Annotated in this window: 20 protein-coding genes and 3 pseudogenes; 12 read left to right on the forward strand and 11 right to left on the reverse strand. The window is 40.4% G+C overall.

Annotation, left to right across the window (positions count from 1 at the left end; genetic code table 11):
- Positions 1-3: 3 nt before the first annotated feature.
- Both BAZ21_RS22570 and BAZ21_RS22575 read left to right on the forward strand, forming a co-directional pair.
- Positions 4-1323, forward strand: a complete 1320-nt coding sequence (locus tag BAZ21_RS22570) for an ATP-binding protein (RefSeq protein WP_068505230.1) — start codon at positions 4-6, stop codon at positions 1321-1323.
- Positions 1320-3497, forward strand: a complete 2178-nt coding sequence (locus BAZ21_RS22575) for a DEAD/DEAH box helicase (RefSeq protein WP_068505169.1) — start codon at positions 1320-1322, stop codon at positions 3495-3497. Before BAZ21_RS22570 ends, BAZ21_RS22575 begins: the two co-directional genes overlap by 4 nt.
- A 96-nt stretch (positions 3498-3593) precedes the next feature.
- Here the strand turns inward: BAZ21_RS22575 and BAZ21_RS22580 are convergent, their stop codons facing one another.
- Positions 3594-3938: a hypothetical protein gene (locus tag BAZ21_RS22580; protein ID WP_141695018.1), complete on the reverse strand. Its 345-nt coding sequence runs from the start codon at positions 3936-3938 to the stop codon at positions 3594-3596.
- Positions 3939-4523: 585 nt separating this feature from the next.
- On the opposite strand from BAZ21_RS22580, the gene BAZ21_RS22585 reads away from it, so the two are divergent.
- From BAZ21_RS22585 to xerS, 7 genes are all read left to right on the forward strand, one after another.
- Positions 4524-4982, forward strand: a complete 459-nt coding sequence (locus BAZ21_RS22585) for a GIY-YIG nuclease family protein (protein WP_068505171.1) — start codon at positions 4524-4526, stop codon at positions 4980-4982.
- Between the two features lie 188 nt (positions 4983-5170).
- Positions 5171-6685, forward strand: coding sequence for an SAVED domain-containing protein (locus tag BAZ21_RS22590; protein ID WP_068505172.1), 1515 nt, complete (start codon positions 5171-5173; stop codon positions 6683-6685).
- Between the two features lie 18 nt (positions 6686-6703).
- On the forward strand, positions 6704-7828 hold the full coding sequence (locus BAZ21_RS22595; protein ID WP_068505173.1) for an SMODS domain-containing nucleotidyltransferase: 1125 nt from the start codon (positions 6704-6706) through the stop codon (positions 7826-7828).
- A complete protein-coding gene (locus BAZ21_RS22600) occupies positions 7825-9642 on the forward strand; it encodes a ThiF family adenylyltransferase (protein ID WP_068505174.1) in 1818 nt (605 codons plus the stop codon). The genes BAZ21_RS22595 and BAZ21_RS22600 overlap by 4 nt, the downstream gene beginning before the upstream one ends.
- Entirely contained in the window at positions 9642-10139 is a 498-nt protein-coding gene (locus BAZ21_RS22605; RefSeq protein WP_068505175.1) for a hypothetical protein, read from the forward strand. Before BAZ21_RS22600 ends, BAZ21_RS22605 begins: the two co-directional genes overlap by 1 nt.
- A gap of 13 nt (positions 10140-10152) precedes the next feature.
- Complete coding sequence (locus BAZ21_RS29430; RefSeq protein ID WP_218061436.1) at positions 10153-10296, forward strand: hypothetical protein; 144 nt, start codon at positions 10153-10155, stop codon at positions 10294-10296.
- Positions 10297-10437: 141 nt separating this feature from the next.
- A complete protein-coding gene (gene xerS, locus BAZ21_RS22610; RefSeq protein ID WP_068505176.1) occupies positions 10438-11508 on the forward strand; it encodes a tyrosine recombinase XerS in 1071 nt (356 codons plus the stop codon).
- A 1094-nt stretch (positions 11509-12602) separates the two neighbouring features.
- Here the strand turns inward: xerS and BAZ21_RS22615 are convergent.
- Together BAZ21_RS22615 and BAZ21_RS22620 are read right to left on the reverse strand one after the other, a co-directional pair.
- Positions 12603-12827 carry a hypothetical protein gene (locus tag BAZ21_RS22615; protein ID WP_068505177.1) on the reverse strand — a complete coding sequence of 75 codons (225 nt, stop codon included), beginning with the start codon at positions 12825-12827 and terminating at the stop codon, positions 12603-12605.
- A gap of 677 nt (positions 12828-13504) precedes the next feature.
- Positions 13505-14398 carry an alpha/beta hydrolase gene (locus BAZ21_RS22620; protein WP_068505178.1) on the reverse strand — a complete coding sequence of 298 codons (894 nt, stop codon included), beginning with the start codon at positions 14396-14398 and terminating at the stop codon, positions 13505-13507.
- A 697-nt stretch (positions 14399-15095) separates the two neighbouring features.
- Here BAZ21_RS22620 and BAZ21_RS22625 point away from each other — a divergent pair.
- Both BAZ21_RS22625 and BAZ21_RS22630 read left to right on the forward strand, forming a co-directional pair.
- Positions 15096-15356: an amidohydrolase family protein gene (locus tag BAZ21_RS22625; protein WP_141695019.1), complete on the forward strand. Its 261-nt coding sequence runs from the start codon at positions 15096-15098 to the stop codon at positions 15354-15356.
- A 19-nt stretch (positions 15357-15375) separates the two neighbouring features.
- Positions 15376-16002 (forward strand): hypothetical protein, encoded by a 627-nt coding sequence (locus BAZ21_RS22630; protein WP_068505180.1) that lies wholly within the window; start codon positions 15376-15378, stop codon positions 16000-16002.
- A 532-nt stretch (positions 16003-16534) separates the two neighbouring features.
- Here the strand turns inward: BAZ21_RS22630 and BAZ21_RS30405 are convergent.
- Positions 16535-17328, reverse strand: a pseudogene (locus tag BAZ21_RS30405) (IS30 family transposase); the annotation flags it as partial.
- 241 nt (positions 17329-17569) lie between these two features.
- Here BAZ21_RS30405 and BAZ21_RS29435 point away from each other — a divergent pair.
- Entirely contained in the window at positions 17570-17728 is a 159-nt protein-coding gene (locus BAZ21_RS29435; RefSeq protein WP_218061437.1) for a hypothetical protein, read from the forward strand.
- Positions 17729-18137: 409 nt separating this feature from the next.
- Here BAZ21_RS29435 and BAZ21_RS22640 read toward each other — a convergent pair whose 3' ends face one another.
- The 7 genes and pseudogenes from BAZ21_RS22640 to BAZ21_RS29150 form a co-directional block, all read right to left on the reverse strand.
- Entirely contained in the window at positions 18138-19217 is a 1080-nt protein-coding gene (locus BAZ21_RS22640) for a HAMP domain-containing sensor histidine kinase (RefSeq protein ID WP_068505181.1), read from the reverse strand.
- Positions 19214-19885: a response regulator transcription factor gene (locus BAZ21_RS22645; RefSeq protein ID WP_068505182.1), complete on the reverse strand. Its 672-nt coding sequence runs from the start codon at positions 19883-19885 to the stop codon at positions 19214-19216. The genes BAZ21_RS22640 and BAZ21_RS22645 overlap by 4 nt, the downstream gene beginning before the upstream one ends.
- 319 nt (positions 19886-20204) lie before the next feature.
- Positions 20205-20618, reverse strand: a pseudogene (locus BAZ21_RS29915) (cyclodeaminase/cyclohydrolase family protein).
- Between the two features lie 131 nt (positions 20619-20749).
- A pseudogene (locus BAZ21_RS29920) lies at positions 20750-20965 on the reverse strand (bifunctional 5,10-methylene-tetrahydrofolate dehydrogenase/5,10-methylene-tetrahydrofolate cyclohydrolase); the annotation flags it as partial.
- A 385-nt stretch (positions 20966-21350) separates the two neighbouring features.
- Entirely contained in the window at positions 21351-21626 is a 276-nt protein-coding gene (locus BAZ21_RS22665; protein WP_141695020.1) for a hypothetical protein, read from the reverse strand.
- Positions 21627-21793: 167 nt separating this feature from the next.
- On the reverse strand, positions 21794-22777 hold the full coding sequence (locus BAZ21_RS22670) for an amidohydrolase family protein (RefSeq protein WP_176718198.1): 984 nt from the start codon (positions 22775-22777) through the stop codon (positions 21794-21796).
- A gap of 1119 nt (positions 22778-23896) precedes the next feature.
- Positions 23897-24037 carry a hypothetical protein gene (locus BAZ21_RS29150; protein ID WP_176718199.1) on the reverse strand — a complete coding sequence of 47 codons (141 nt, stop codon included), beginning with the start codon at positions 24035-24037 and terminating at the stop codon, positions 23897-23899.
- Positions 24038-24153: the final 116 nt, after the last annotated feature.

Raw genomic sequence — 24153 nt, forward strand, 5'->3', positions numbered from 1 at the left:
AATATGAGCGGACATAAAATACCTAAGAGACTTACCACGGCCCTTGTGAACTCTCTGACTGCCGGAGTAGTTCCGAGGATAGGACTCGAGCATATCGCAGTTGGCCGTAGAGCAGAGGTTGAAGCCATTTTAAGAGACATGGAGAATATTGCAGAGGGAGGGGCGGCCTTTAAGTTTATTACGGGCCGTTACGGGAGTGGCAAAAGCTTTCTTCTGCAGACGCTTCGGAATTATGCAATGGATCGAGAATTTGTGGTAGCGGACGCTGACCTGTCTCCCGAACGAAGATTTGTAGGAACGAAAGGGCAGGGCTTGGCCACCTATCGTGAGCTAATGATGCATTTGTCCACTCGGACACGGCCAGATGGGGGAGCCCTGGAGTCTATTCTTCAGAAGTGGATAGCTTCCATCCAACAAGAAGTGATGATAGAAAAGTCACTTCGTCCTAGTGATCCTGCGTTGAACGTTGAGGTGGAGCAGAAAATTTTCGAGATTACAACGGAGATGCAAAGTCTAGTGCACGGATTTGATTTTGCCCGAGTACTGTCCATTTACTGGAATGGCTACAAGCTTGCTGATGATCACCAAAAGCAGTCTGCTCTTCGCTGGCTCAGAGGGGAATTTCCAACCAAGACGGAAGCCAAAAGAGAGCTGAATGTGGGTGTCATTATTGATGATGAGAACTGGTATGAGTACATCAAACTCTGGGCGGAATTTGTTTCGCGAATCGGCTATAAGGGCCTTCTTCTCTTTATAGACGAAGCAGTTAATCTGTACAAGATAAGCAATAGTATTGCCCGCCAAAGCAACTATGAGAAGCTACTCACTATGTTTAACGACACAATGCAGGGGAAAGCAGAAAATCTAGGGATTTTCATAGGCGGGACGCCGAAATTCGTAGAGGATGAACGAAGGGGACTGTTCAGCTATGAAGCTCTTCGCTCCCGGCTGATTGAAGGAAGATATGCGAATCAAGGCTACTTGAACTATACGGGTCCGATTCTAAAGCTTGAAATGCTGTCTCATGAAGAAATTCTTATTCTACTGCAGCGTTTGACTCAAATTCATGGTCAGCATTTTGGGTACAGCTCATCATTAACGAATGAGGACCTTATTTCATTTATGCAGACAGCCGTAGGACGACTTGGTGCTGACCAGTTACTCACACCGCGGGAGGTAATCCGGGATTTTATGGATCTCCTTCATACGTTGCACCAGAATCCTGAGGTTTCGTTCGCACAGCTCGTAGGGGAGAGGTCAGTTGCCCCCGCAGAATCAGATCCGGATGAAGTCAATGACTTTCTGTCGGAGTTTGAATTATGACGCAAAATCCATTTCATCGGCTCGCACCATTTTTGCAGGAGTTCATTTATAAAAAGAAGTGGAACGAGTTAAGAGCTGCTCAGGTAGAAGCGTGCCGGATATGTTTTGATACTCCACATCATCTACTAATTGCCGCAGGAACCGCTTCGGGAAAGACAGAGGCTGCTTTCTTTCCCGCTCTTACAGAATTGCATGAATGTCCTTCCCAGTCCGTAGGCATTTTGTACATTGGCCCTTTGAAGGCACTGATAAACGATCAATTTGAGAGGCTTAAGGAATTGATGCAGGGTTCACCTATCCCCGTATGGCATTGGCATGGGGACGTATCCCAATCCGAAAAAACAAAGCTGGTCCGCAGTCCCTCCGGGATTCTGCAAATTACGCCAGAATCGTTGGAAGGGTTACTGATGAACCGCCCCAATGCCATTCCTAGTCTTTTTGGAGATCTAAGGTATGTGATTGTAGATGAGGTCCATGCTTTTATGGGAGCAGACCGTGGTATTCAGGTGCTAAGCCAGATTAACCGTCTTGAGCGAATGACCGGTGTGAGACCACGTCGAATCGGATTATCAGCCACACTGAGCGATTACGATTCAGCTAAAGCATGGCTGGGGGCCGGAAGCCAGCAAGCAGTGGAAGTCGTATCCTCTTCAACAGGCCGCAAACTACGTCTACGGGTAGATCATTTTTCATTCCCGGATGCCCGTGATGAGGAACAGGCAGAACAACTACAAAATGCCAAAAAAGCTTACTATAATCACATTTACGAGAGCGCCTATCTCAAAAAAGCCCTGATTTTCACCAATAGCCGCTCAGATGCTGAATTAACCACGCTAGAAATGAGAAAGGTTGCTGCGCGACGTCATCAACCAGATGTGTTCTATGTCCATCACGGAAGTATATCGGCCATGCTTCGAGAGGAAGCAGAGAATGCTCTGAAAAGCGGTCCAGGCCCCGCTGTAGCTGCTGCAACGCTAACACTGGAGCTTGGGATTGATTTAGGTGAATTGGAGCGGATTGTCCAGCTTGGTGCTCCTTATAGTACATCCAGCTTCGTGCAGCGGCTTGGCCGCTCCGGCCGGAGGGAGGATAAGGCATCCGAAATGATGTTTGTCATTCATGAGGAAGAGGACGAAGAGGCTCCACTCCCGGCTCGAATTCCCTGGACCTTGTTACGGGCAATTGCCGTCATCGAGCTGTATGTCCGGCACAAGTGGGTAGAGCCTCTGGAGACTCGCAGGCTCCCGATCGGGACAATGTACCATCAGACCATGAGCATCCTAAAAAGCATGGGGGAAGCCGAGCCTGTTGACTTAGCGAGGGCTATATTAACGTTGCCTTCCTTTAGGGAAGTAACTCCAGAACAGTATAAGACCTTTCTAAATTACTTGATTCAAACAGACCATATTCAGTGGACAGAGGATAAGAACTTGATCATCGGTCTCACAGGTGAGAAAATCGTTAACAATTTTCGATTTTATGCGGTGTTCAAGGATGATGAGGAACACTCCGTCTACAATGGCTCTGAAGAAATTGGTTCCATCACCACTGTTCCACCGCCAGGTTATTGTTTTTCTCTTGCCGGCAAGCTGTGGAAGGTAGTGGAGGTAGATACGAAGCACAAAGCTGTCTACGTCAAAGCAGCTAAAGGGAAGGTAGACACGTTATGGCTTGGATCTGGGGGAGATATTCATACCCTGGTTACACAAAAGATGAGGGAAGTGCTGGCGGGTGAGGAAATCTACTCTTATCTCTCACCTGAAGCTGTGAATCGTTTGGAGCGGGCCAGACGTCTGGCAAGAGAAAGCGGATTGCTCAAGGAGATTGTGATTCCGGCAGGAGGCGATTCCCTGTTCATTCTTCCCTGGGTGGGAAGCAAGCAATTTCGGACCATGGAGCGGTTAATCAAGCAAACACTATCTACTAGGCTCTCATTACGATCGGTCGTTCCTATGGAGCCATATTATTTAATTGTTTCTGGGCGAAGCGATGCACCAACACTGTTACAGGAAATGATCCTTGCATGTAACAACTGTAATGAGGAGCAGTTGCTCGAAGATAAAGAGGCTCCGTATTTAGGGAAATATGATGAGTTTGTAGCACCAGATTTAATACGAAGTGCATTTCTTGTAGATGGACTGGATTTAAAGGGGCTAGTGAAAAGTTTGGTGTGAGGATCTGCAAAAGTCCCGATAGTTAAAAAAGAACAAGGGGATAACACGGAGGCTTTGGACGGCATATGCCGTCCTTAGTAACCTCATGCCAATATACTACTTATTTATTATTCTTATTTTATTTAGTGCATCGTTATCAAGGTCTAATTTTAATAAACTATATTTATCAGCATGAGTATATTTCAAATCTACAATACACGTTATTGCCGTTAAATGAGTATTTAAATCAGAAATGGTCTCAGACTTAAGGATGTATTCTAGCAAAGCATCCATAAGAAGGGTGAAGATCAGTGAGCTTACACCTAAAATCACAAAACCCCCATCATATGAGTTGATTTTAATATTGAAAACGGCCATTAAAGAAAATATTAACGCTAAGGTACTTATAAAAAGCGAAGCTAATGAATTATTTAAATTAGACTTAATACTAGTGCTATTCATAAGGAATTTAATACTATCCTGCTTTTTGATAAGGATATCCAATGATTCATTTCTATAGAAATCTAGAAGAACATTAAGCATTTTATCTGAATGAAGATATAAGTCATTGCTACTTTTTAAATTTTTAGTTTTCTTATGTGTTTTTTCAATGGTTTTCTAAAGTTTATTTTATAACTATGTACAAGTGGTATGTTTTTTGCGTGTTTTAACATTGTGCTTATAGGCATAGCAAGTATTAGAATCATACCTAAAGTGTATATCAATGTTAGCAGCTCCTTTATTGATATATCGACATAAATAGAGTCTTCATTAAGGATCTTCTTAAACGGTGTTGAAGCTAAAACCTTCAAAATAAATCATGCTGAATTAATAAACTCGGAATAATTACAATAGTGTTATGTGCAATCTCTTTATACTAGAAAGATACTCCAGTATAGATGTAAAATGAGACAGTGAACGAGCTAAAGCCAAAAAGCTTAAATACAAGATAATCTTATAACATAACATTATGAATTCTAAAGCAGCCTTCCAAGAGAAAATACATTTATTTTGGCGACCTGGAAGAAGAAAAGAGGTGAATTTCTCATGAAAAAATGGTACAAGGATCGTATCGACGATCGTTACATATATGGTCTGTTTGACTCGATACCTGAAGTTACAGGAGTCTATATTGGTCAAACAACCAATGTGGAGCGCCGATATGCTCAGCATTTAGAACATGCTTCAAATGCTTGGGTGAAGGAACAAATAACAAGTGGAAGATCGCCAAAGCTGGTCATACTTGAAAAGGCTCGAACTAGTCAATATGAAGCTTATCAACTCGAAGTGGTTTGGGTCCAGGTAGCTTTACAGCAAGGTTTCACGATTTATAATACAGATGCTGATTATTTATCTGCATTGAGATTATGGAAACAGCTTGAACCTCTTACGCAAATAAGACAAATGCCTAGGCTCGACCAAACAAAAGACTTTCAAATGAAGGAAGATCCAAACTTGCTTGAACATCTTCATCACAGTTGGATTCGGCTAATCGGAGAGAAATAAAAATCGCTGGACATGCCAATTAATACGCTGTTCTTCGTGAAGGCGTTTTAAAAACATGCTGATCGATCTGAACATCCTTATTTCTAGCTTGCAGTAGTTATAAGATAAGACAATTGAATATGAACGATTAATGTGAGATAATATGTTGAGAACATAGGTTCTTAATTATAAGAATAGGACTGTGATACATGGGGAAAGCCATTGATGCAATTAATGCCGGTATGACGTATCAAAATCTTTATTTTTGGTTTTTTGCATCCGAGTTACTACATAATAATACCAATATTAAAGAAGTATACTACGAAGATGATCGTGTTAAATCTCTTGATGATGTTGTAGTTGAGTATTTCGAACCTATAGCAGGGGATTATGATATTGCAGACGAAATCACCATGGACTTTTATCAGGTCAAATATCATGTCAAGAACACACATTCAATTGAATTGTTAGACCTCATTAATCCTTCTTTCATTAACGCCTCCACGCACTCGTTTTTAGCTCGTGTACGCGATGCTTTAACGAAAGGGTACACCAACGCTCGTTTTCATTTAATAACACCCTGGAACATAAAAAATGACGATCTTTTAGAAACTTTATTGGATAATCATCACAATAAATTAAATTTGAATGCTTTTTTTGATGGGAAACCAAGAACTAAAATAGCTCTGGCCCGAAAGGCCATGATGGAACACCTCGGTTTAGACGATGAAGAAGAGCTGCGGAAAATCCTGAGATGTATTCGTATTCAGCATAGTAAACCCGGCATTTCTATTTTAATCAGAGATTTACTTAATTCAAAATTAATGCTCGCTGGGCTTAAACCTATTGATTTTAAAGTGCTCGTAAATCCCTATAACGATTTAATCGTTAATTGTGCAAGCAAAGGAAGTAAGCGTTTCAACAAGGAAACGCTCTTGTATTTGTGCCGAAGAGAGGGACTATATACAGGTCTACAATTAATCATAGACGAGATTCCTGTTGGCATTCGCAGTTTCCTTTCTCATGCAGAAAAGTTGGAGGAAGAAACTAGTCACTTACTATGTCTTTGTGACCACTTCGATGGACGGCTAATTAAACTTGGAAAAACCTGGAACGACGATATTGCACAGAAGTTAAGAAAATTTACACAGGGAGTATTTTCACCAGGTAATGCCTACTTACTTCAACTCAACACACACCTTTCCATAACATTTGCTTTAGGGTTAACCTTAAATCCCAAATCAGGAGTTAGAGCATTTCCAGTTCAGCGCGGAGACGGCTTAATTGCATGGATCCCAGATGTACATTGCCAGGACCAAGGCTATTCAGCTTTCATCGAAGAGGTTTTAGATAGTACTTCAACTGAAGGAGATACGGTTGTTGCCATTAGTGTAACTCGTGATGTAAAGCCTCATGTTGAGTGGCACATTGAGAATAATCAACTCCCTGTGAAGACCTTTTATCATTTCCGTATGCCATCAGAAGGATTTAAAGCTGTCAAGGATGGTACGCATGCCTGGAAACTAGCTGAGCAAGTAATCAAAGCTTTAGACAAACGCAATCCAAATCAAAGAAAGGGTAAAGTTCACTTTTTTATTTCAGCGCCTAATGGTTTTGTTTTCTTCCTTGCTCAACAAGCTGCAAATATTCCGGAGATTGTTCTATATGAACATAACTTTTCTGGCGATGGATCATATACCCCTTCTTTTTTGCTCCCTTACTAATAAATTGGAGGTCTTAAAATGAATATTCCAACTTATTTTGCGAGATTTCTTAAAGAAATTCGGCTAACAGGTAATCAAGTGAATGATCTGATTACAGGTCACACCACTTTAAGGAATAGATTAGAAGAAGACGAGGAAATGTCGAAGATAATTGTAAGTACGTTTCTTCAGGGAAGTTATCGAAGATCAACCGCTGTTCGACCAAAAGGAGAAAGCCGCTCCGATGTAGATGTCATTGTAGTAACAAAATTGAGTATGGAGGAATACAGCAATCCAGAAGATGCTCTTCAAGTTTTTGTGCCGTTTATGGAGAAGCACTATGCTGGCAAATATAAAATTCAAGGTCGTTCAATAGGAATCTCTTTAAGTTATGTTGACCTAGATGTCGTCATTACGGCAGCACCTTCTGAAAGTGAAGAAGGAATTCTGGAGTCAAATAGTGTCACCGATGCTCGTGCACTGGAAGAGATTGAAACATGGACCTTAAAGAAGTCATGGGCAGTCCTTGGTGAAACGTTGGATTCGAGCTCTGTATGGAAGACCTATTCCAACGCAAATGAACCTGAATGGAAATCGGTTCCTCTTTGGATACCTGATCGAGAGGCTAAAGAATGGAAACAAACCGACCCTTTAGCTCAAATTAAATGGACACAAGAAAAAAATAAATCTTGCAATCGTCATTATGTTAATGTAGTCAAGACATTAAAGTGGTGGAGAAGATTGAATCATTTGCCGAAATATCCAAAGGGTTATCCTTTTGAACATTTGATAGGCTTATGTTGCCCTGATGATATCGGCAGTGTCGGACAAGGAGTAACTGAAGTCTTAGAGGCCATTGTTAACGATCACCCAACAAAGCCTTTTATGGCAGACCATGGTGTACCTTCCCATGACGTCATGGGAAGGGTTACTGATGAAGAATATGATGAGTTCTATAAGCTTATCCAAGAAGCTGCTGTAATTGCTAGGAAGGCTACAGATGCGACCACAGTAAAAGAAAGTGCAGAAGAATGGAATAAACTTTTTGGCTCTAAATTCCCTACATCAGAGGCAACAACCGACATGGACAACAGGGTAAGTGTTGGATTTTCAAAAAGAGATAATCCGACAACTCCTAATATTGTAGGTGGACGTTTCGGATGATTAATTCTGTCCCTGAACGTATAAATACTGGATGTATTCAACTTGAAATTATGGATGGGTACCAGCAGCTTGAAGAGGTATATTGGTTTGCAAGGCTTAAGAGTTGGGTTCTTCATTTTAGCTTAAAGGTATCTGGGCTAGATATAAATTCATCAATCCCCCAAACAACGCAGTGGTATATGCTTATCGATCCCCTTTATCCGAGGGGATCGATAAGCATATTTCCTGATAAAGTAAATAGTATAACCCTTACCTATAAACATATGAACGAAAACATTGAAAAGGATTACCTTCCTTGGAGGTTAGGAAAGATCTGCACTGATTGGGATACCGGTCAACTGGAATTACTGTCTGATAGTGACGAGCTCATGGATGAAGAGCAGCGCATTAATTGGCATGTCCAGCGTCTGAAAGAGTGGCTGCTTGCTGCTTCAATTGATTCATTAGCCATCCCAGGAGACTATTTCGAATTGCCTCATTCTCATTTCGAACCGAATTTTTCAGTGGTTTTTGCAGAAGAACAAAAGCATATTCAAGTATGGAACGAAACAAAAATTAGATCTGGTCATGTATCTCTTAAAGAGATACATGAATATCGTAACATCTTATTTGTGTCGGTTTTCTTTGGTGAAAAGTCAGAGGTGATCCATGCATATGATTGGGGGAAACTTATCAGAGCTGATTCAAATAAGCTATTCCACGGTGTATGGGTACTGCTTCCGTTTCAACCAATAATACAGCCTTGGTCTTATCCAAGAACCTTCAGAGAGCTGGAAACAATCTGCAAAGAACACCATTTTGATCTCTGGAACGAAATTTATGAACGTATGAATATTTTCAGATTAGAGGACCGGAATTTTTTATTAATTGGATTTCAAATCCCTAAACTTGTTGGGGGAGAAAACTCGATCGTCCACTGGATCAGTTTTGAAATCGGCAGGTTAACTAAAAATGTGAAAAAAATTAAAGGATTTAGAAAAGCAAAAGATTACTATTTTCTTCGTGATCGCTTGAATCAGTTAAAGCCTGAACGAAAATTAAAATATGTCCGTACAGAGAACTGGAGTAAGGAAGCAATTCTGAGCAGGGGGAGTTTAGATGAAAAAGTCCAGAGGGATGGAGCCGTTTTAATCGGTGCTGGTGCACTCGGTTCAGCTATTGGGGAATTACTATCCCGAACCGGTATATCAAGAATCCTGGTCTGTGATGAAGATATTCTAAAACCCGGTAACCTTTCTCGGCATACACTTGGCATAAATCATTTATATTTGAATAAGGCGGAGGCTTTATCTAACCGGATAAATCATAACAATATGCACGTCTGGTCCTCGGCTATAAATGAACCCTTTCCGAATTTGTCTGAGGATGAAGTGGATGTAATAGAGGGATATGACGTAATTATCGATACGACAGGTAGCGATGCAGTTATTGATCACCTGTACTTTTTCGACTGGACTCTACCGAAAAGATTCGTTTCTGTATCCCTTGGGTTTGGAGCAAAGAGGATGTTTATTTTCCTATCGAATAAACATCCTTTTCCTCGCAAAACTTTTTATGATCTTATCAAACTATGGATTGAGTTAGAACAAAACGAAAACAAGGATATAATCTTACCTAGAGATGGAATCGGATGTTATCATCCTTTGTTCCCAGCTCGTTCAGATGATATTTGGGTTATGGCTGGATTAGCAATAAAAGAGATGGAACCATGGTGGCTCAATCCATTCGGTCCCAACATATTCGCTGTCTATGAACAACAACAATTAAATGGCATGCCAGCAGGTGTTATATTGAAGCATCGCGAGGTGTTTTAATGCTCGTTCATAGATACAAAGATATTGAGAGTGGCCTTGAAGTTGAGTTCTGTGAGGAAATCTTAGCGTTTATATTGGCTCAGTGCAGTTCAAGTGGGTATCTAGAAACTGGAGGCATTCTGGCTGGATATTATGATGATACATTGAAAAAAGCCGTTATTGTAAAGAGCAGCGCTGCACCCAGAGACTCCAAATACACAAGAACTCGATTTTACAGAGGTGTTGAAGGTTTAAAAGAGTGGCTCGATTCGTTATGGAAAGTTGAGAAGGCATTTTACCTGGGGGAGTGGCACTTTCATCCTTTTTCCTCTAGCAAGATGAGTACCATTGATTCCAAACAAATGATCTCTATATCTTCCAATAGGTCGATGAATTGCCCTGAACCTATTTTGCTAATTATTGGGGGAGATCCTACAAGTTACTCAGTGTCCATAAGTGTTTTTATTAGAGGTAAGCCGCCAATCGATCTAAGAGATTATTCATCTGTAACCCTGTAACTATACTGAATAAATGGTTATTGAGAACAATGAGCTCGAATTGATTGAAACCCTGAATAAAGCGTCTGGCAGCGGAATAGAGGGGATTGTAGTGGCTAACATTACTGGCTTGGTGTCGAGGTACAAGAACATGATCACATTAAAAGTCGCTATTTAGCGACTTTTTGGCTTTATTGATGCAAGTTCTTATCCCGGGCCAAGGAGAAGATTATTAACGATTCGTTATATAATTACGTAAAATATTGTTTTGACGAATATTTATAGCTGAAGTATAATAATTTACGGAGGTTATACATATATGGATAAACAAATGAAAATGCATTACATGAATCGAATCGATGAAAAATTGTCTGATCTTCCGTGGTTTGTTACGGAATTTATTGATAGCAGGAAACGTAAACTTTCTCCCACAACGCTTCTGAACTATTGTCATGACTATATTATATTTTTTGATTGGTTAGTTGCAGAAAACTTTACTGCAGATAGTCGTAAAAACATTAATTTGGCCATTTTAGAGAAACTAACCATTCGTGAAGTAGAAAATTTCTTATCTTTTTTGGAGTATCAACTTGGCAATACCAAGCTAACCATCAACCGTAAATTGTCCTCGCTAAAATCCTTATTTGATTACTTACAGAACAAAGCTGAAACAAGTGACTTAAAGCCATATATCCAGCGCAACGTTATGGCCAAAATGGATTTAAACGTGGTTAAAGAAAGCCAAGAAACCATTGCCAATCGTATTGATGGGAAAATTCTTAGAGAAGACGATTTTGAGTCATTTAGGCAGTTTATAGCTCATGATTTCGGAGAAATGAATAAAAAGAATAAACGTATTTACAATTTCCATCAATTTAACCGTGAACGAGATACAGCTATTGTTTCCCTCATTTTAGGTTCTGGTCTTAGGCTCTCTGAGGTAGCAGGTATTAACATTGAAGATTTGGATATGAATAAAGCTTTGGTGCGTGTTATACGAAAAGGTAATAAAGAGCAATATGTATATTTCAGCAAGCAAGCGTTACTGGATTTAGATAATTATCTCCAGATCAGAGAATCCAGATATAAACCAGAGAAAACTGAAAGCTTTTTGTTTATTGCTGCTCTTATAGGCCGTAAAGGAAAAAGCCGTCGGCTAACACAGAGATCAATTGAGAAACTGATTGAAAAATACGCTTTAGCTTTTGGAAAGCCGGCTTTAACTGTACATTCTTTACGGCATTCATTCGCGACGAGATACCATCTGGAGAATAATGATGTACCCAGATTAAAAAATCAGTTAGGACATTCCTCAATACAAACAACTATGATCTATACACATTTAACAGATGAAGAAATGCGAAATGCGGTTAATAATATGGATAAGTGATGTAAACTTGATAGAGAACAAAAGTAATTTATAGCTACTTGTAATAATAATTTTTTTGAAAATGTGACAACAAGTTTATACCTTCCGAGGAGAATGACAACAAGTTTATGCTTTTCGAAGAGAATGACAACAAGTTTACCCCTAACGAGGAAAGTGACAACAAGTTTATACCTTTAAAGAAGGATGATACCAGAAATATGGAGCTCAAAAATATTTTTTGGCTTGTTCCAACAAAAGTCATATAGGAAAAGGGATAAACTTGTTGTCATAATCTCTAATACGGCAAACTTGTTGTCAATAAAGGAGTAAACTTGTTGTCACTGGACAACAGGACAGGACATCGATAAAGCCGCATTGCTATGCGGTTTTTTTAGACATGTTCACAAAACTCGTATTTTGACTAAATGTATAACAAAAAACATAATTCATAGTAGTCAGTATCTGTCGGATGACAAGAATATTATCTCATAATTGACAAGAACATTATCTCATTCCCCACATTTAACTATAATCGATGAATATTATTCAGTCAAAAATAAAAAATCGCCTACTAAAGGCGATTTTAAAATGCTTGTTTTTTATATCTTTAACTTTGCTACATATTAATCAACGTAAGATTGAATCCTTTTATTTTCATCACTTGGATTTTCGTAAATTTTCATTGCCACGCTTATTGGTTTAAAACTTTTCATCTTAAATAACGATTTCTTCATAGTTTTAGTACTTAGCGGACATTTAAATTCATTTAAATTAATCGTTCTCGTTACATTTGGAGCGATGATTTCAATATTTTGTTTGTGCCTTAGTATATCTGCGGTGTTTCTACATACCGCTCAGAGGAGGCTTACTGTCCCCTACCTGAGCTTCAGTACCGAATTGAAGTAAATAAGAAAGAAGACTGCGATTTGCTGTCTCATAACAACTATTTGATATGGAATTCATTTCGTTGGATGTCATATTTCTTATCCTTATAAATTATTGGAGTAACTATTGTTGTATTTTTATTGCTGGATAATCCTTTAGCATCAAAAGTGATACGGACAAAGTTTTCTCCTTCTTTTATATATTTTCTGTAATCTAATTTATAACGATAGTTATAAATTGTATTCCCCTTTTGAATAGGCAGCATCTGGGTCAGATGCTACTTTAGCAATATTGTACCCTAAACCTGTCCATGTGTTTACATAATCATCTGCCATTTGGAGAATATCTATATTAGGGAAATTCCGGACCCTCTCTGCCATGGCCTCTGCACTCTCATGAGCAGAGTTTTTGATTTCATTGAACACAATCCGCTCAGTCTCATCCAGGTCTTTCATAAAAGGACTAACATTAATAATTATTTCCTTCCCATATTTATTTCTGGAATTGCCTTCTTTTTTTGAAAATAAAAAAGGCCTATGTATGCCAAAGCATACATAGGCCTAAATTCCAGTTTAAACCAGCGTTTTCAACACCGGCTGACTATGAACACAATTAAGTGTTAAACTGCCCCCGTCCTATGAGGTTTGTTATGTGGTTAATTCATTTATACAATAGCAACAAATTAAAGTCAATTTTATTTAACAGTCACGCTATTAACAAACTGCAATTTCTTTAAGCTCATAATCGGAGCCCTAATCTTAGAATTTTCTCTTGGGGCTGGTGACACCACATACTTTTCAACTTAATGATCCAACAATCGTGTTGTACATATCCGTTACGAAGCAGTTATAACTACTTTCTAAACTCCTGTCCCACGACAGATGATGACTATTGAGTGTACAATTACCGCCAATGTGTACTCATGTTTAGATGATCAAATCGGTAATCGGAACATGTTCTTGTCCTTCTACAACATTTTTGTCCGTAGATGTACATTGATATAAAGTTCCTTACTTCGAAGGAAATATACTTAATCGCTTTTTTAAGAGGATCTTTTATTACATGTGCATATTGAACCGATCTTAGAACTGATGAAATTTGTTTAACGTCTGCTTCTTTTACTCAATATGTCCTATCCTTGTTCTGCGCTTGCGAAGGCTTCCTTCAGCTTGTCGCTCATGAGATGCCAAGCTTCTTCTGCGATGGCTAAATCTCCTTGATGGGTAAACCCGTGCGGCACTCCCTCAAATTGTTTGTGTTGCACCTTCACACCTTGCCGTTGAAGCTTTTCTGCATAGTCTCTGGCTTCTGCAGCGAGCGAATCTTTACCTGCAGTGATGATTAAGGCTTCTGGTAGCCCCTCAAGAAATTCAGCAAAGATAGGTGAAGCCAGAGGATTTTTTCCAACGTCTGGGGACTCCAGATACATGGCGTTAAACATCTTAGACACCTCTGTCGGGAGTACTTCGTCAAAGCTCGGTTTTTCCGCAGGGTCTGTGACCAAGTCAAGTGGCGGATAGTCCAATATTTGTAATACAAAGGGTAATTCATTTCCACGCTGCTGATTTAACAAGCACACAGCAGCCGCCAGATTCCCCCCTGCACTGTGTCCTCCAATCGCCATAATTGCTGCCTTGATTCCGAAGGCTTCTGGATGCTCATGAATCCATGTTGCCACGTCATAACATTCATAGACAGCCGTTGGAAACCGGTGCTCGGGAGCAAGCCGGTAATCGATATTGATGACAACACAATTTGAGCGATATGCAATCAGTTTACACCAAGGATCATCCATCCCTGCATTTCCCATTATAAAGCCACCGCCATGCATATTAATAAATACAGGTAGAGAGCCATCTGTGTTGGATTCTGGAGTATACATCAACACTCGAGTATCACCAACGGAGGTAGGAATGATCATTTCTTGACGTTGTACTGGGACACTTGAGCTTGGTTGAAGTGCTGGGCCGGTACCGACCATATTTTCGCGTATTCTATTAATCATTTCAAGTTGTTGATTATTCATTGTGGAACACTCCGTTCGATACTCATATTGTTGTTTACTTCATGTTGTTCTCGATCAGTGCTTCAGACGGTTACTAGATGTTGCCGATCGAGTTATAGATGTTATTGATATTCTGTTCATGTTTGGTAGATAATACACCCGCTGTTTTAGAAGAATCCTTTTTGGAAATACTTAATTTACGGATTTAGATCGGATTCTCTATTTAATTCGAGAATTGAATACTTGTTTTATAACATTTCTTCAACAATTTTTTATCAACTTAAAAACATTTTGTTAGTAGAATTCAATTATCAGCGATGAAGATAATAGAGCCAAGTGTTCACTTCAGGGGATGCTGCAATCAAGACAGGTTAAGCATCAATAGCCCGCGAGCAGGTTATCCACTAGAAATGAATAAATCAACTCTCGTATTTAAAATTGTGAACAAGGAGGGTGTATGAAAATCACCGGAAAATGTAAGAGTAAAAAACCAAGCAACGCTTTGACGCTTCATCTAGCATTGCATTGCATCCCGAGCTCATTGCTTCAGCTGCCAAGAAGTTTCCCAACCTGCGTATTATTGTTGATCTTATTGGGCTGTACAGTAATGACATGCGTATGATGTACGGAGGAGCAGTACCGGCACGTTCTTTACAAGAACAAAAAGCTTTATTCGATCAAGTTCTGGCTCTGTCCCAATTCCCCAACCAAAGTTGCCTTGAAATGGTCGCAAGCTTCTGAAATGTTTGACACGTCGGTCTATCCAGGCACCGAATTACAGCCGCTGCTCCGCAAGGCAATTTCCAGGTTTGGTGCAGATCGAATCATGTGGGCCAGTGATTTTTCGGTGAATCAACGTGGAGAAAACTGGTCAGAAATTCTCTATGGCATGAAAGGAAACTTCAGCCTGACTGACCAGAAACGTTCAGATTTGCTGGGCGGCACTGCACGCAAATGGTTAAATAGGTCCGTTCAATAACCTTCTAAGGAGAAAAAAAATGACTAAAACATTCAAAAAAATCGGTTTATTATTAACGACAACAACTCTTGTTTTTGGCTTAGTAGCATGTAGTTCAAATGCATCAAGCAAGGATACAAATGAGTCAACAAGAACTGAAGTTCTTTCACAATCCCACAAGGTAATTTACGAAATGAATGAAGTAACCAAGGACAATAGCAAGGAGTTGCGCCTGAATTCCCAAAAAGAAGCAGAAAAATTATACGGAGATTCAAAGGAACTTTCTGATCAAATCAAATTAACTTTATTTAATTGGTGGGGAAATTGGCAACCAGACTATGAGTCTTGGTTAAAGATTGCAGATGGCTTATATGCTGAGAACGCTGATATTACAGCTATTGGTGGCGAAAAGCAGAAGTACAGCGATTACAGAGTTGCGATGAAATCTCAACGTGACAAAGTCGATATGGAAATGGGACCAATTATGAATATTACTGTGGATGGAAATACAGCGACACTGGTTTATTATATGTACCTAACACCAAAGGATTCACCTGATAAAACATTTAGTATGATTGTAACAGAATATAATACCTTTGGAGAGGTAGATGGTAAATTAATGGTAACCGACCTGCATCTCTATACCGATGGTGGTGGTATGTACTAATTGATTTTATTGATTAGTTTTAAAATCAACTCTGAAAATAGATAAGACGATAAAACAGACTATACATTAATAATTTAATGAAAAAAGCTGAATAGAAATCACCGAATCGGCAGAGAGACTCCCTCACTGCCGATTTTGTTATTATTGTAAATAAGTCCTGATATGATTGAATCCACCAGCATATTTTTATTTCAACTATAGAAAAGAAATATCGACAATACTTGTCATTATTTTTGGGGAATAACTAATTGGAATCCAAATTAAAATGGAAGCCCACGTCAAAAAGCTTGGTATGTACACGCTAATTTGTCATAGCGAGTGGCCAAGCGCCGGTACTTCTATACTTTATGAAAGAAACACTCGACCAAGTGCCGCTCTTGATAGACATATCGGTTCCAAACCTGTACCGGTTTCTCCTAGATTCAATTCCAGCTTTCTTAATATCTCTGTAATACTCATATCTTTATTTAGAATTGACGGATTGTCAAGCCAAGTGCGACAGTTTCTCTGAAAAGGAGTCGTGAGCGGTTTTTTAACCCAAACATTTTCGCAGTCTATAATTGATGAGATCGAGTGCTTTCTTTAGGGCCTCATCCGTAACTTGAGCGAAATCCGTACCTTTGGGGAAGAACTCTCGCAGTAAGCCATTGGCGTTTTCATTGGAGCCTCGTTGCCAGGAGGAATACGGATCAGCGAAATAAACCTGTACGCCATGGGTGGCTTCCAGGCTTGCATAGCAGGCAAACTCTTTGCCACGGTCAGCTGTGGCTGTTTGGAAGACTCCAGCAGAGTACTGGGAAGCAGCTACGCCAAAGGCAATCTCCATAGATAGCGCTGTGCGATTAGGCATCTGAATTGCGGTATATAGACGCGTCTTACGTTCCACGAATGTGGCCACACAGCCTTTGCTTTTCCCACGCCCTGAGACCACGGTGTCCAATTCCCCATGTCCAAACGTCTCCCGAGAACGAACTTCTTTTGGCGCTGGGAGATGGTTTTGCCTACAGAGAACTTTCCGCGTTTTTCTGCAGGCTACTGCCGTTGCCTTTGTGTCGAAGCACCTTCAGACTCCCTCTCATAAGGTAGCCGGTATAGAGCCAGCGATAGATGGTTTTAAAAACACACCACACGTTGTCCTTCTTGCTGGAGCCGCTCTACGATTTGCTCAGGAGACTAACTGGCCTGAAGCTTTGCTTCGATGACCGCTGCTTGTTCCGTTGTCCATTTGCCTTTAGACACACAAGCTTTCCGGCGCTCTTCGTAAGCGTGCTGGGCCTGCTGCGCCTGGTACAACACCGAAGCCTGCCTACGGATTTCACGGCAAATGATGTGTGTAGCTCATGGTGGATTCTCCTTGTGTGAATGGTTGTTGTGGTGACTTCATTCTACACGAATCCGGCCATGAGCCCTTTTTTATTTATTTCCAGCAGGTGTCGCACTTCATATTAAAATCCGTAAATTAAAAAGTCTATATTGTATTATCTATCTTTTACTCTGGCGGGAAGGCCCAATTCAGTAGGAATTTTTATAGCCAAGCTATATATAAAACCTGACACACCAGACCGCAATGATATCACAGTTCGGTGGGGGCGATCTGTTTCGCCAGGTCATGAATACTGCCGTCGGCGCAGGCATCAGCCTGATCGTATTCAGTATGGCTATTTTTATGGTGGTTCGCGCCAATCGAGCGTTGAAAAAACTTCAAATTAATAAATCTAAAAAATAGAACGTCATGAATTTAAGAACTGCTTTGGCTACGATCATGCTGTAGAGAAGCCGCAGACGAGCGTCTGAAGCTATGATTAAGGGGTATAATCGCTTCTACAATAATAACCGTTTCCAGAAAAACTAGGCGACTGATCGTCTTAACAATACACGTGATCAGTCGCCTCATAAACGTGCTCTTTTTTATTGTCTACTTGACGGGCTATGACCAAAGATAGTTGCAATTTGTTCAATTTCATATAAAAAATCATCCTAACCAAAGCCCGCCAACCGTGCTGATCCCTTGATTGCCATAAATATTAAACAGCTAAAAACATATCTTCAAAACCTAAGCATCATCTCAAACAACTATAGTCAACCTTTATCCGCAAGAAAAGCGAACATCGTCGCACAAACAGAGTAACATATCCCTAGACAACTCCATTCACATCCCTCCGCATTTTTATTATGAAGGTGCTCCCCTTGCCCGGTTCGCTCTCAACAGAGATTTCGCAGCCCACAATATCTACTACTCGCTTCACTAAAGCAAGACCAAGACCGTTACCCTGGGTGGCATGAGACGGATCACCTTGATAGAATTTCTCAAAAATATGTCGCTTCACTTCCGGGCTGATACCACAGCCAGTATCCGAAACCTTCACTACAGCAAATCCTTCTTCTATTTTCATACTAACAGTCACCTTACCGTTTGGCTCGCTAAACTTTATGGCATTAGAAAAGAGATTGTTCCACACCAAAGTCAAAAGCTCCGCATCCGCTTTAACTGTTACATCCTCATCAATATCAATATCAATCTCCAGATCTTTCTTTTCCCATACATCTTCAAAAATCAGCAGGCATTCACAGAGCTGTTCTCCGAGATTGTATTTTTTTGTTTCTGGGAAAATCTGTTGATTCTCCAATTTATTTAATTTCAGAATGTTTGTAATCAAATCGGACAGCCTCCGGGATGCCTCTGTGACCGTTTTCGCGTATTCCATCCGTTTTTCTTTTTGTAGATCTGGGTTTTGCAGCATCATCGCATAGTTTTGAATCACAGCCAGGGGAGTTTTAAGTTCGTGGGAGACATTGGATATAAAATCGGTGCGCAACGTTTCAATACTGGATAGTTCTTCCGCCATTTTATTGAAATTCTTAATAATTACATCAAATTCATTTTCGCTTTTTAAGGCGTGAAGGGGCTTTATACGAGTCTTAAAATCTCCCTTCGTAATTTGAAACGTCGCTTCCAGAATTCGCTTTAAGGGGCGTTCCAACGTAATTTTCCGGCGATAACCATCTAGCAGAAAAAAAAGCAGACTTAAAAAAACTACATTAGCAAAGGTATTGGGAGCATTAGCTTGGATAAGCTCGACTGGAATATCCAATCCACCGAAAAAAAGCAGTACACTACAGCTTACTACAAAAGAAATCAACAAAAAAAACCTTAGATAGGCTCGAATCGAAAAAAGGCTGCGGTTTATTTGATAATCTTGTATTTCTTTTTTCATTTCACGACCGCCTTATAGCCAAGGCCATATACCGTAACAATTTCAAAGTCATCACAGTCAGAGAATTTTTCCCTCAGTTTTGTCATGTATACATCTACAGTCCGAGGACTGGAGGATGATTCCAAATCCCAAAATTCATCCATGAGCTGAGAACGGGTAAAGGTCTTTTTGGGATAAGAAAGCAGTTTATAAAGCAAATTAAATTCCCGTACTGTCACTGGAATCTCTTCTTCATTCAAATAAGCTGTATGTTCTTCCGCATCTAAAGTTAAACTTCCAATACTCAGCTTTTTGGAAGAGGCAATCTTAGCACGTCGTAGCAGAGCCCCGATACGCAGAATCAGCTCATCCAGATCGATAGGCTTAACCATGTAATCATCAATACCAACCCGGAAGCCCTGCTGTTTGGAAGCTAAATCGTCCCGTGCTGTCATAAAAAGAATTGGAATTTCTTGATTGACTCCCCGCACTGTCTTAGCAAATTCCATGCCGTCGACTTCTGGCATCATAATATCAGAAATGATCAGATCGAACAGTTTATTGTACATAGCGATATACGCTTCATTTGCGTTCAAACATCCAACCGCCTCAAAGCCGTTCTGATGTAGGTAAGATCGGACCGCATGATTCAGTTCCTTGTCATCCTCTACAACCAATATTTTAAACATCACTCATATCTCCTAATATCATTTTTTTATTGAAGGATTGTAAAAATGAAGCTCCACAGATAGATTGAATACAAAAAGCGGCCCATAGTTAGATTCGTGTAAAATCAAGTTACCATACCACCTACAAGAACGCTTATCACAAGCGCCGATAAATTTCTAAACCAAATAGAGAAATGGTCCTTCGCTATAGAGGCAATAGAGCCTGAAATACATACTTTTCTAAATTATTTCTCTTATTCTCTTTAAAACATCTATTTTGATACGTTGAGCCTGATTGATCAACGCTGTTCCCACATCTTGGTAGGATCTTTTCAAGCCCTCATCTTTTAAAACTCTTTAAACTTATTTCCACAGTAATCCACGCTGATTGAAGGGAAGCTTCTAACATAATAATTACAATTGCCAAGTCGGAAATTGCATTTCTGTTGACCTTATCTGTGATTTTCTCCAAAGCAACCATGCTTTCACAGTAACGGTTCATTAAATTAAACGGAACATCAGCAGACCGTTTGGCGGTTTCCTATATTGCTTTTGAACGAACAGTCTGCTCATCAACTGTAACTTTAGGCATCCCAAGTGCGGTCATGTATTCTTCAAACGATTCCTTATCTTGCATTAAGATACATTCAAACTCGTTAATTGCAACTTTCATCTTCTCAACAACAGACACCATCTCATCATGTAGGTGTTCATATTTAGTACCTGTAGTAAGACTTCCCACCATCGACCCCATTCATGCTCCAAAGGCGGCGGAGACTGCTGCTATACTTCCGCCGCCTGGCGGCGGAGAGCTTGAACTTGCTCCTCCAAAAATGAACGAAAAGTTTGATCAAAAGCCTTCATCCTATCCCCTCCTAAATTAATTTGTAATTCCATCGCTTTGATTAAATTTTCAAACAAAATAACCGTAGTTAATGTGCCAACTCCACCTGGAACTGGTCTGATTGCCTTTACCATATTTGATACCTCTGGGGCTACATCACCAGTTATTCCATTTGAGGTTTCGTTAATACCAGCATCTATGATCACTAAATCAGAGTGTACCATTTCAGGAGTTATTAATCCTATACAACCAACTGCTTATGTAGTGATTTTTATTTTATCATAAATATTTCTCAATAATGTATCGCTATTCAAATTTCGCTTTAGTCGGTCTATAGAGATAACTACGGCCCTTGATAATGAATTTTAAAAAGATGAGCTGGTGCGTTATAGAAAATCCACACCAGCTCATTCTTATTTGTGGGAGTAGTCTTTATCGGGGACTTAATCCCTCCGCATAAAAGTTACATTTACTTAAAACCGTCTGTATACAATTCCAGCTTTGTGACCATTGGTTGGTCGTGTCCAGGGATTTTTTCGAAAGTATTATACTCTGTGACCAGGAATTCATGAGGCTTCGCATTAGGCTGACCTTTTGGTTTCAAATGCATGTGATAGATGATCGCTGCCACGTTATTTTCGACTACAATGTTCTCAATCGGTCCCATATCCATGTCAAACGCGTCATGCTGGCCTGATAATCCTTGAATTTCTGTGGCTTATCGCCGATTGCCGAAATGCTCGCATCAGGTGTATAAAGTTCGTTTGACCATTTAACCCAATCATCGTATCCTAGCTTCCATTTATCCCACGCCGTCATGAGACGATCCTTGATCTTAGCCTCCAGCGCACTAACGGAAGAAGTGATGATTAGAAGTGCTGGTGGTAGGAGCGCTGGCGTTAGCGTTATTTGAAGCATCAGAGCAAGCGGACAGAGAAACAACGGCTACTAGTCCCAATAGAATGGCTGCCGTCCCTTTCTTTCCTTTTTATTTTTCTTAATATCCATAGTAAACATCTCTCTTGTTTTTAATCTTTTTTAAATTGGTATTCACAATGAAATAGTACTACTTAGCTCTTCTAAAGTTATTGGACTGGCCAATTCAGCCACTTGCGTGCAGTCCCGCCAAGTATAGCCGCACGCTCCTGATCGGACAGTTTAAAATTCCCCTTTACGCCATACAGAATCTCTGACCAGTTCTCCCCTCTCTGATTGACCGAAAAGTCACTGGCCCACATGATTCGATCCGCACCAAAGCTTGAAATTGCCTTGCGCAAAAGAGGCTGCAAATCCTCGCCCGGATAGACCGGGGTTTCGAACATTTCGGAAGTATGAGACCATTTCAGCGCAATATTAGGAAATTTAGAAAGTGCGAGCACTTTATCAAATAAGGCCATCTGTTCTTTCGAAGAACGCGCCGGGACAGCGCCGCCGAACATCGTACGCATGTCATTGCTGTAAAGTCCGATATGGTCAACAATGATGCGCAGATTAGGGAATTTCTTTGCGGCAGCAGCGATGAGCTCAGGATGGTCGGGTAGGTAGAGAAACAGCGGAAGACCGGCCTTTTCACTAGCAGCAAGGATATGATCATACTCACCGTTAGCAAAGGCTTGGGTATCTTTGAGCGTCATGCCGGGAATGATTCTTATCCCGCGTCCGGATGGCGCATCGCGGACCATTCGAATGATGGCTGCGTATTCTGGATCTGTTCTCTCTACCCTGAGAACCCACGAGAAGCGTTCGGGATGGAGTTGGGCGGCTAGCTCTGCCGTTGGGTTGACGGGGCGGATACCACCACTGGATAAATCATGGTGTGGTTGATAATCCAAACTTGGCAACCAAAATTCGTCAATCAGCACAGATTGAATCCCCAATGCATCCATCGCAGCCAGCATTTCCTCAATCCCGCCGGGCCCTATGTGGATTTGCGTGTCAACAACACCCGAAGCAGGTATTTTACGCTGCTCATTTGACTTTTTTCCGTACTCCTTAGTTTCAGCCAAAGTATCCGTAGTTTGAGCAGCGGAATTGGAAACACTGCTCCAAGTACTGAACGAAAAGACCATCGTTAGTAACAAAAGGAGAGTTACCGTCCATCTCTTTTTTGTCCCTTTTTCGCTTTTTTTTGTAAACGCCATAAAAACCTCCTTATTTTAGAATTTTGAGTTCTCGTCTACGCCAAAGGTGACCAATTTCCCCCGCAGGCTTCAGCAATCAGTTCCAGATTTGTTACCATTGGATTGTCATGGTTGGGGGGCGCCAATGACAATGATGATGGCTTCAGGGGTATAAATGCTAGCCGACCACTTGATCAACCTTCATATCTGGCTATCACTTATCCCCCGCACTCTGTACAAGAAATCTTTTCTGTAAATTCTCCTTCCATTGTTCTCCCTTTCATAACTTGTCTATATGAAATGGCAAGAACAATGGACATTAGTGCCTACAGTTTCATTTTCTTGTTTCTTTTTCAGGAGATGATTCTGCTGTTTTCAGTCTCTAATCTTCTCATCCGATGTATGTATCTTATCGGGAAAATGTTTTTAAGTTGATAAGAAATTGTTAAAGAAATGTTATAAAGAAGTTCTTGAAATTTCCAACAGGAAACCACCTCTTAGATTATTGTTTATAGCTTTTACGGATAATTGTGCAGATTACGTCAGGCGACTGAAAGGCCTCTTTACAACAGCCGATTTCGTCAGCAGATCAGGGGCAGTCGTCCCCCCACTGATGAAATTTAAAGTCTTACTCTGAAATTTCTGAGGTAAGCATAACGACATTTGCTATTTTACAACTATACAGATAAATGTCTAATCGTTAATTGGATCATGTTTGTGTTCATTACGGCAATCGGGACAAGAACTTGTACCGATAAAACAAAAAAAGTCGCTAAGATAGCGACTTTCGATGGGACCATGTTCTTGTCTCCCGATTTATAGATTGGCGACAGAAGACAACAGGCATGTTTCTTATTGTAAAAATGTATAAAGTCTTCAATACGTCTATGCGCTTCTCAATACTTCCGATGATGATCCTAAGATTATAGATCTTCCACTCTCGGCTGTGAACGATCAAGCCCGTAATTTAAGGGTTGCTCCTATCGTGAAATGGTTCAATAACCCGAATTGGTTCGTTGGGAATGGGATAATATTCTTGTCAAAATCGGTAATGAGATAATGTTTTTATCATCCGACATCTTCCTTGAGGTTTCCGCCTGGTTCCACCACGATAACATCAATTCCGAACGGTTGGTTTCTGCTTCTGTCAGCAGAAAATAAAGTATTAGACTGGATGACTTCATTCCATGCGGCTTTTCGAATTGTCATACCGTCAGACTCCATAAAATAAGTTTTAGACTGAGCCTAGAAATTGAAATAGCGACAGCCAAGGACGAGAAAATAAAGTCCTAGACTGTCGCTGTTTTATTGAACTTACGTGCTCC

Origin of the sequence: Paenibacillus kribbensis (assembly GCF_001705305.1) — a bacterium.
Taxonomy (GTDB): domain Bacteria; phylum Bacillota; class Bacilli; order Paenibacillales; family Paenibacillaceae; genus Paenibacillus; species Paenibacillus kribbensis_B.

Bases quoted from the DNA above. Each gene is read 5' to 3' on its own strand.
- BAZ21_RS22615 (WP_068505177.1), bottom strand. From the start codon at position 12,827: ATGAAAGACCTGGATGAGACTGAGCGGATTGTGTTCAATGAAATCAAA.
- BAZ21_RS29430 (WP_218061436.1), top strand. From the start codon at position 10,153: ATGGTTATTGAGAACAATGAGCTCGAATTGATTGAAACCCTGAATAAA.
- BAZ21_RS29150 (WP_176718199.1), bottom strand. From the start codon at position 24,037: ATGACAATTCGAAAAGCCGCATGGAATGAAGTCATCCAGTCTAATACT.
- BAZ21_RS22600 (WP_068505174.1), top strand. From the start codon at position 7,825: ATGATTAATTCTGTCCCTGAACGTATAAATACTGGATGTATTCAACTT.
- BAZ21_RS22640 (WP_068505181.1), bottom strand. From the start codon at position 19,217: ATGAAAAAAGAAATACAAGATTATCAAATAAACCGCAGCCTTTTTTCG.
- BAZ21_RS22585 (WP_068505171.1), top strand. From the start codon at position 4,524: ATGAAAAAATGGTACAAGGATCGTATCGACGATCGTTACATATATGGT.
- BAZ21_RS22580 (WP_141695018.1), bottom strand. From the start codon at position 3,938: ATGAATAGCACTAGTATTAAGTCTAATTTAAATAATTCATTAGCTTCG.
- BAZ21_RS22665 (WP_141695020.1), bottom strand. From the start codon at position 21,626: ATGCTTCAAATAACGCTAACGCCAGCGCTCCTACCACCAGCACTTCTA.
- BAZ21_RS22670 (WP_176718198.1), bottom strand. From the start codon at position 22,777: ATGGTCTTTTCGTTCAGTACTTGGAGCAGTGTTTCCAATTCCGCTGCT.
- BAZ21_RS22575 (WP_068505169.1), top strand. From the start codon at position 1,320: ATGACGCAAAATCCATTTCATCGGCTCGCACCATTTTTGCAGGAGTTC.
- BAZ21_RS22605 (WP_068505175.1), top strand. From the start codon at position 9,642: ATGCTCGTTCATAGATACAAAGATATTGAGAGTGGCCTTGAAGTTGAG.
- BAZ21_RS22645 (WP_068505182.1), bottom strand. From the start codon at position 19,885: ATGTTTAAAATATTGGTTGTAGAGGATGACAAGGAACTGAATCATGCG.
- BAZ21_RS22595 (WP_068505173.1), top strand. From the start codon at position 6,704: ATGAATATTCCAACTTATTTTGCGAGATTTCTTAAAGAAATTCGGCTA.
- BAZ21_RS22570 (WP_068505230.1), top strand. From the start codon at position 4: ATGAGCGGACATAAAATACCTAAGAGACTTACCACGGCCCTTGTGAAC.
- BAZ21_RS29435 (WP_218061437.1), top strand. From the start codon at position 17,570: ATGATATCACAGTTCGGTGGGGGCGATCTGTTTCGCCAGGTCATGAAT.
- BAZ21_RS22590 (WP_068505172.1), top strand. From the start codon at position 5,171: ATGGGGAAAGCCATTGATGCAATTAATGCCGGTATGACGTATCAAAAT.
- xerS (WP_068505176.1), top strand. From the start codon at position 10,438: ATGGATAAACAAATGAAAATGCATTACATGAATCGAATCGATGAAAAA.
- BAZ21_RS22620 (WP_068505178.1), bottom strand. From the start codon at position 14,398: ATGAATAATCAACAACTTGAAATGATTAATAGAATACGCGAAAATATG.
- BAZ21_RS22630 (WP_068505180.1), top strand. From the start codon at position 15,376: ATGACTAAAACATTCAAAAAAATCGGTTTATTATTAACGACAACAACT.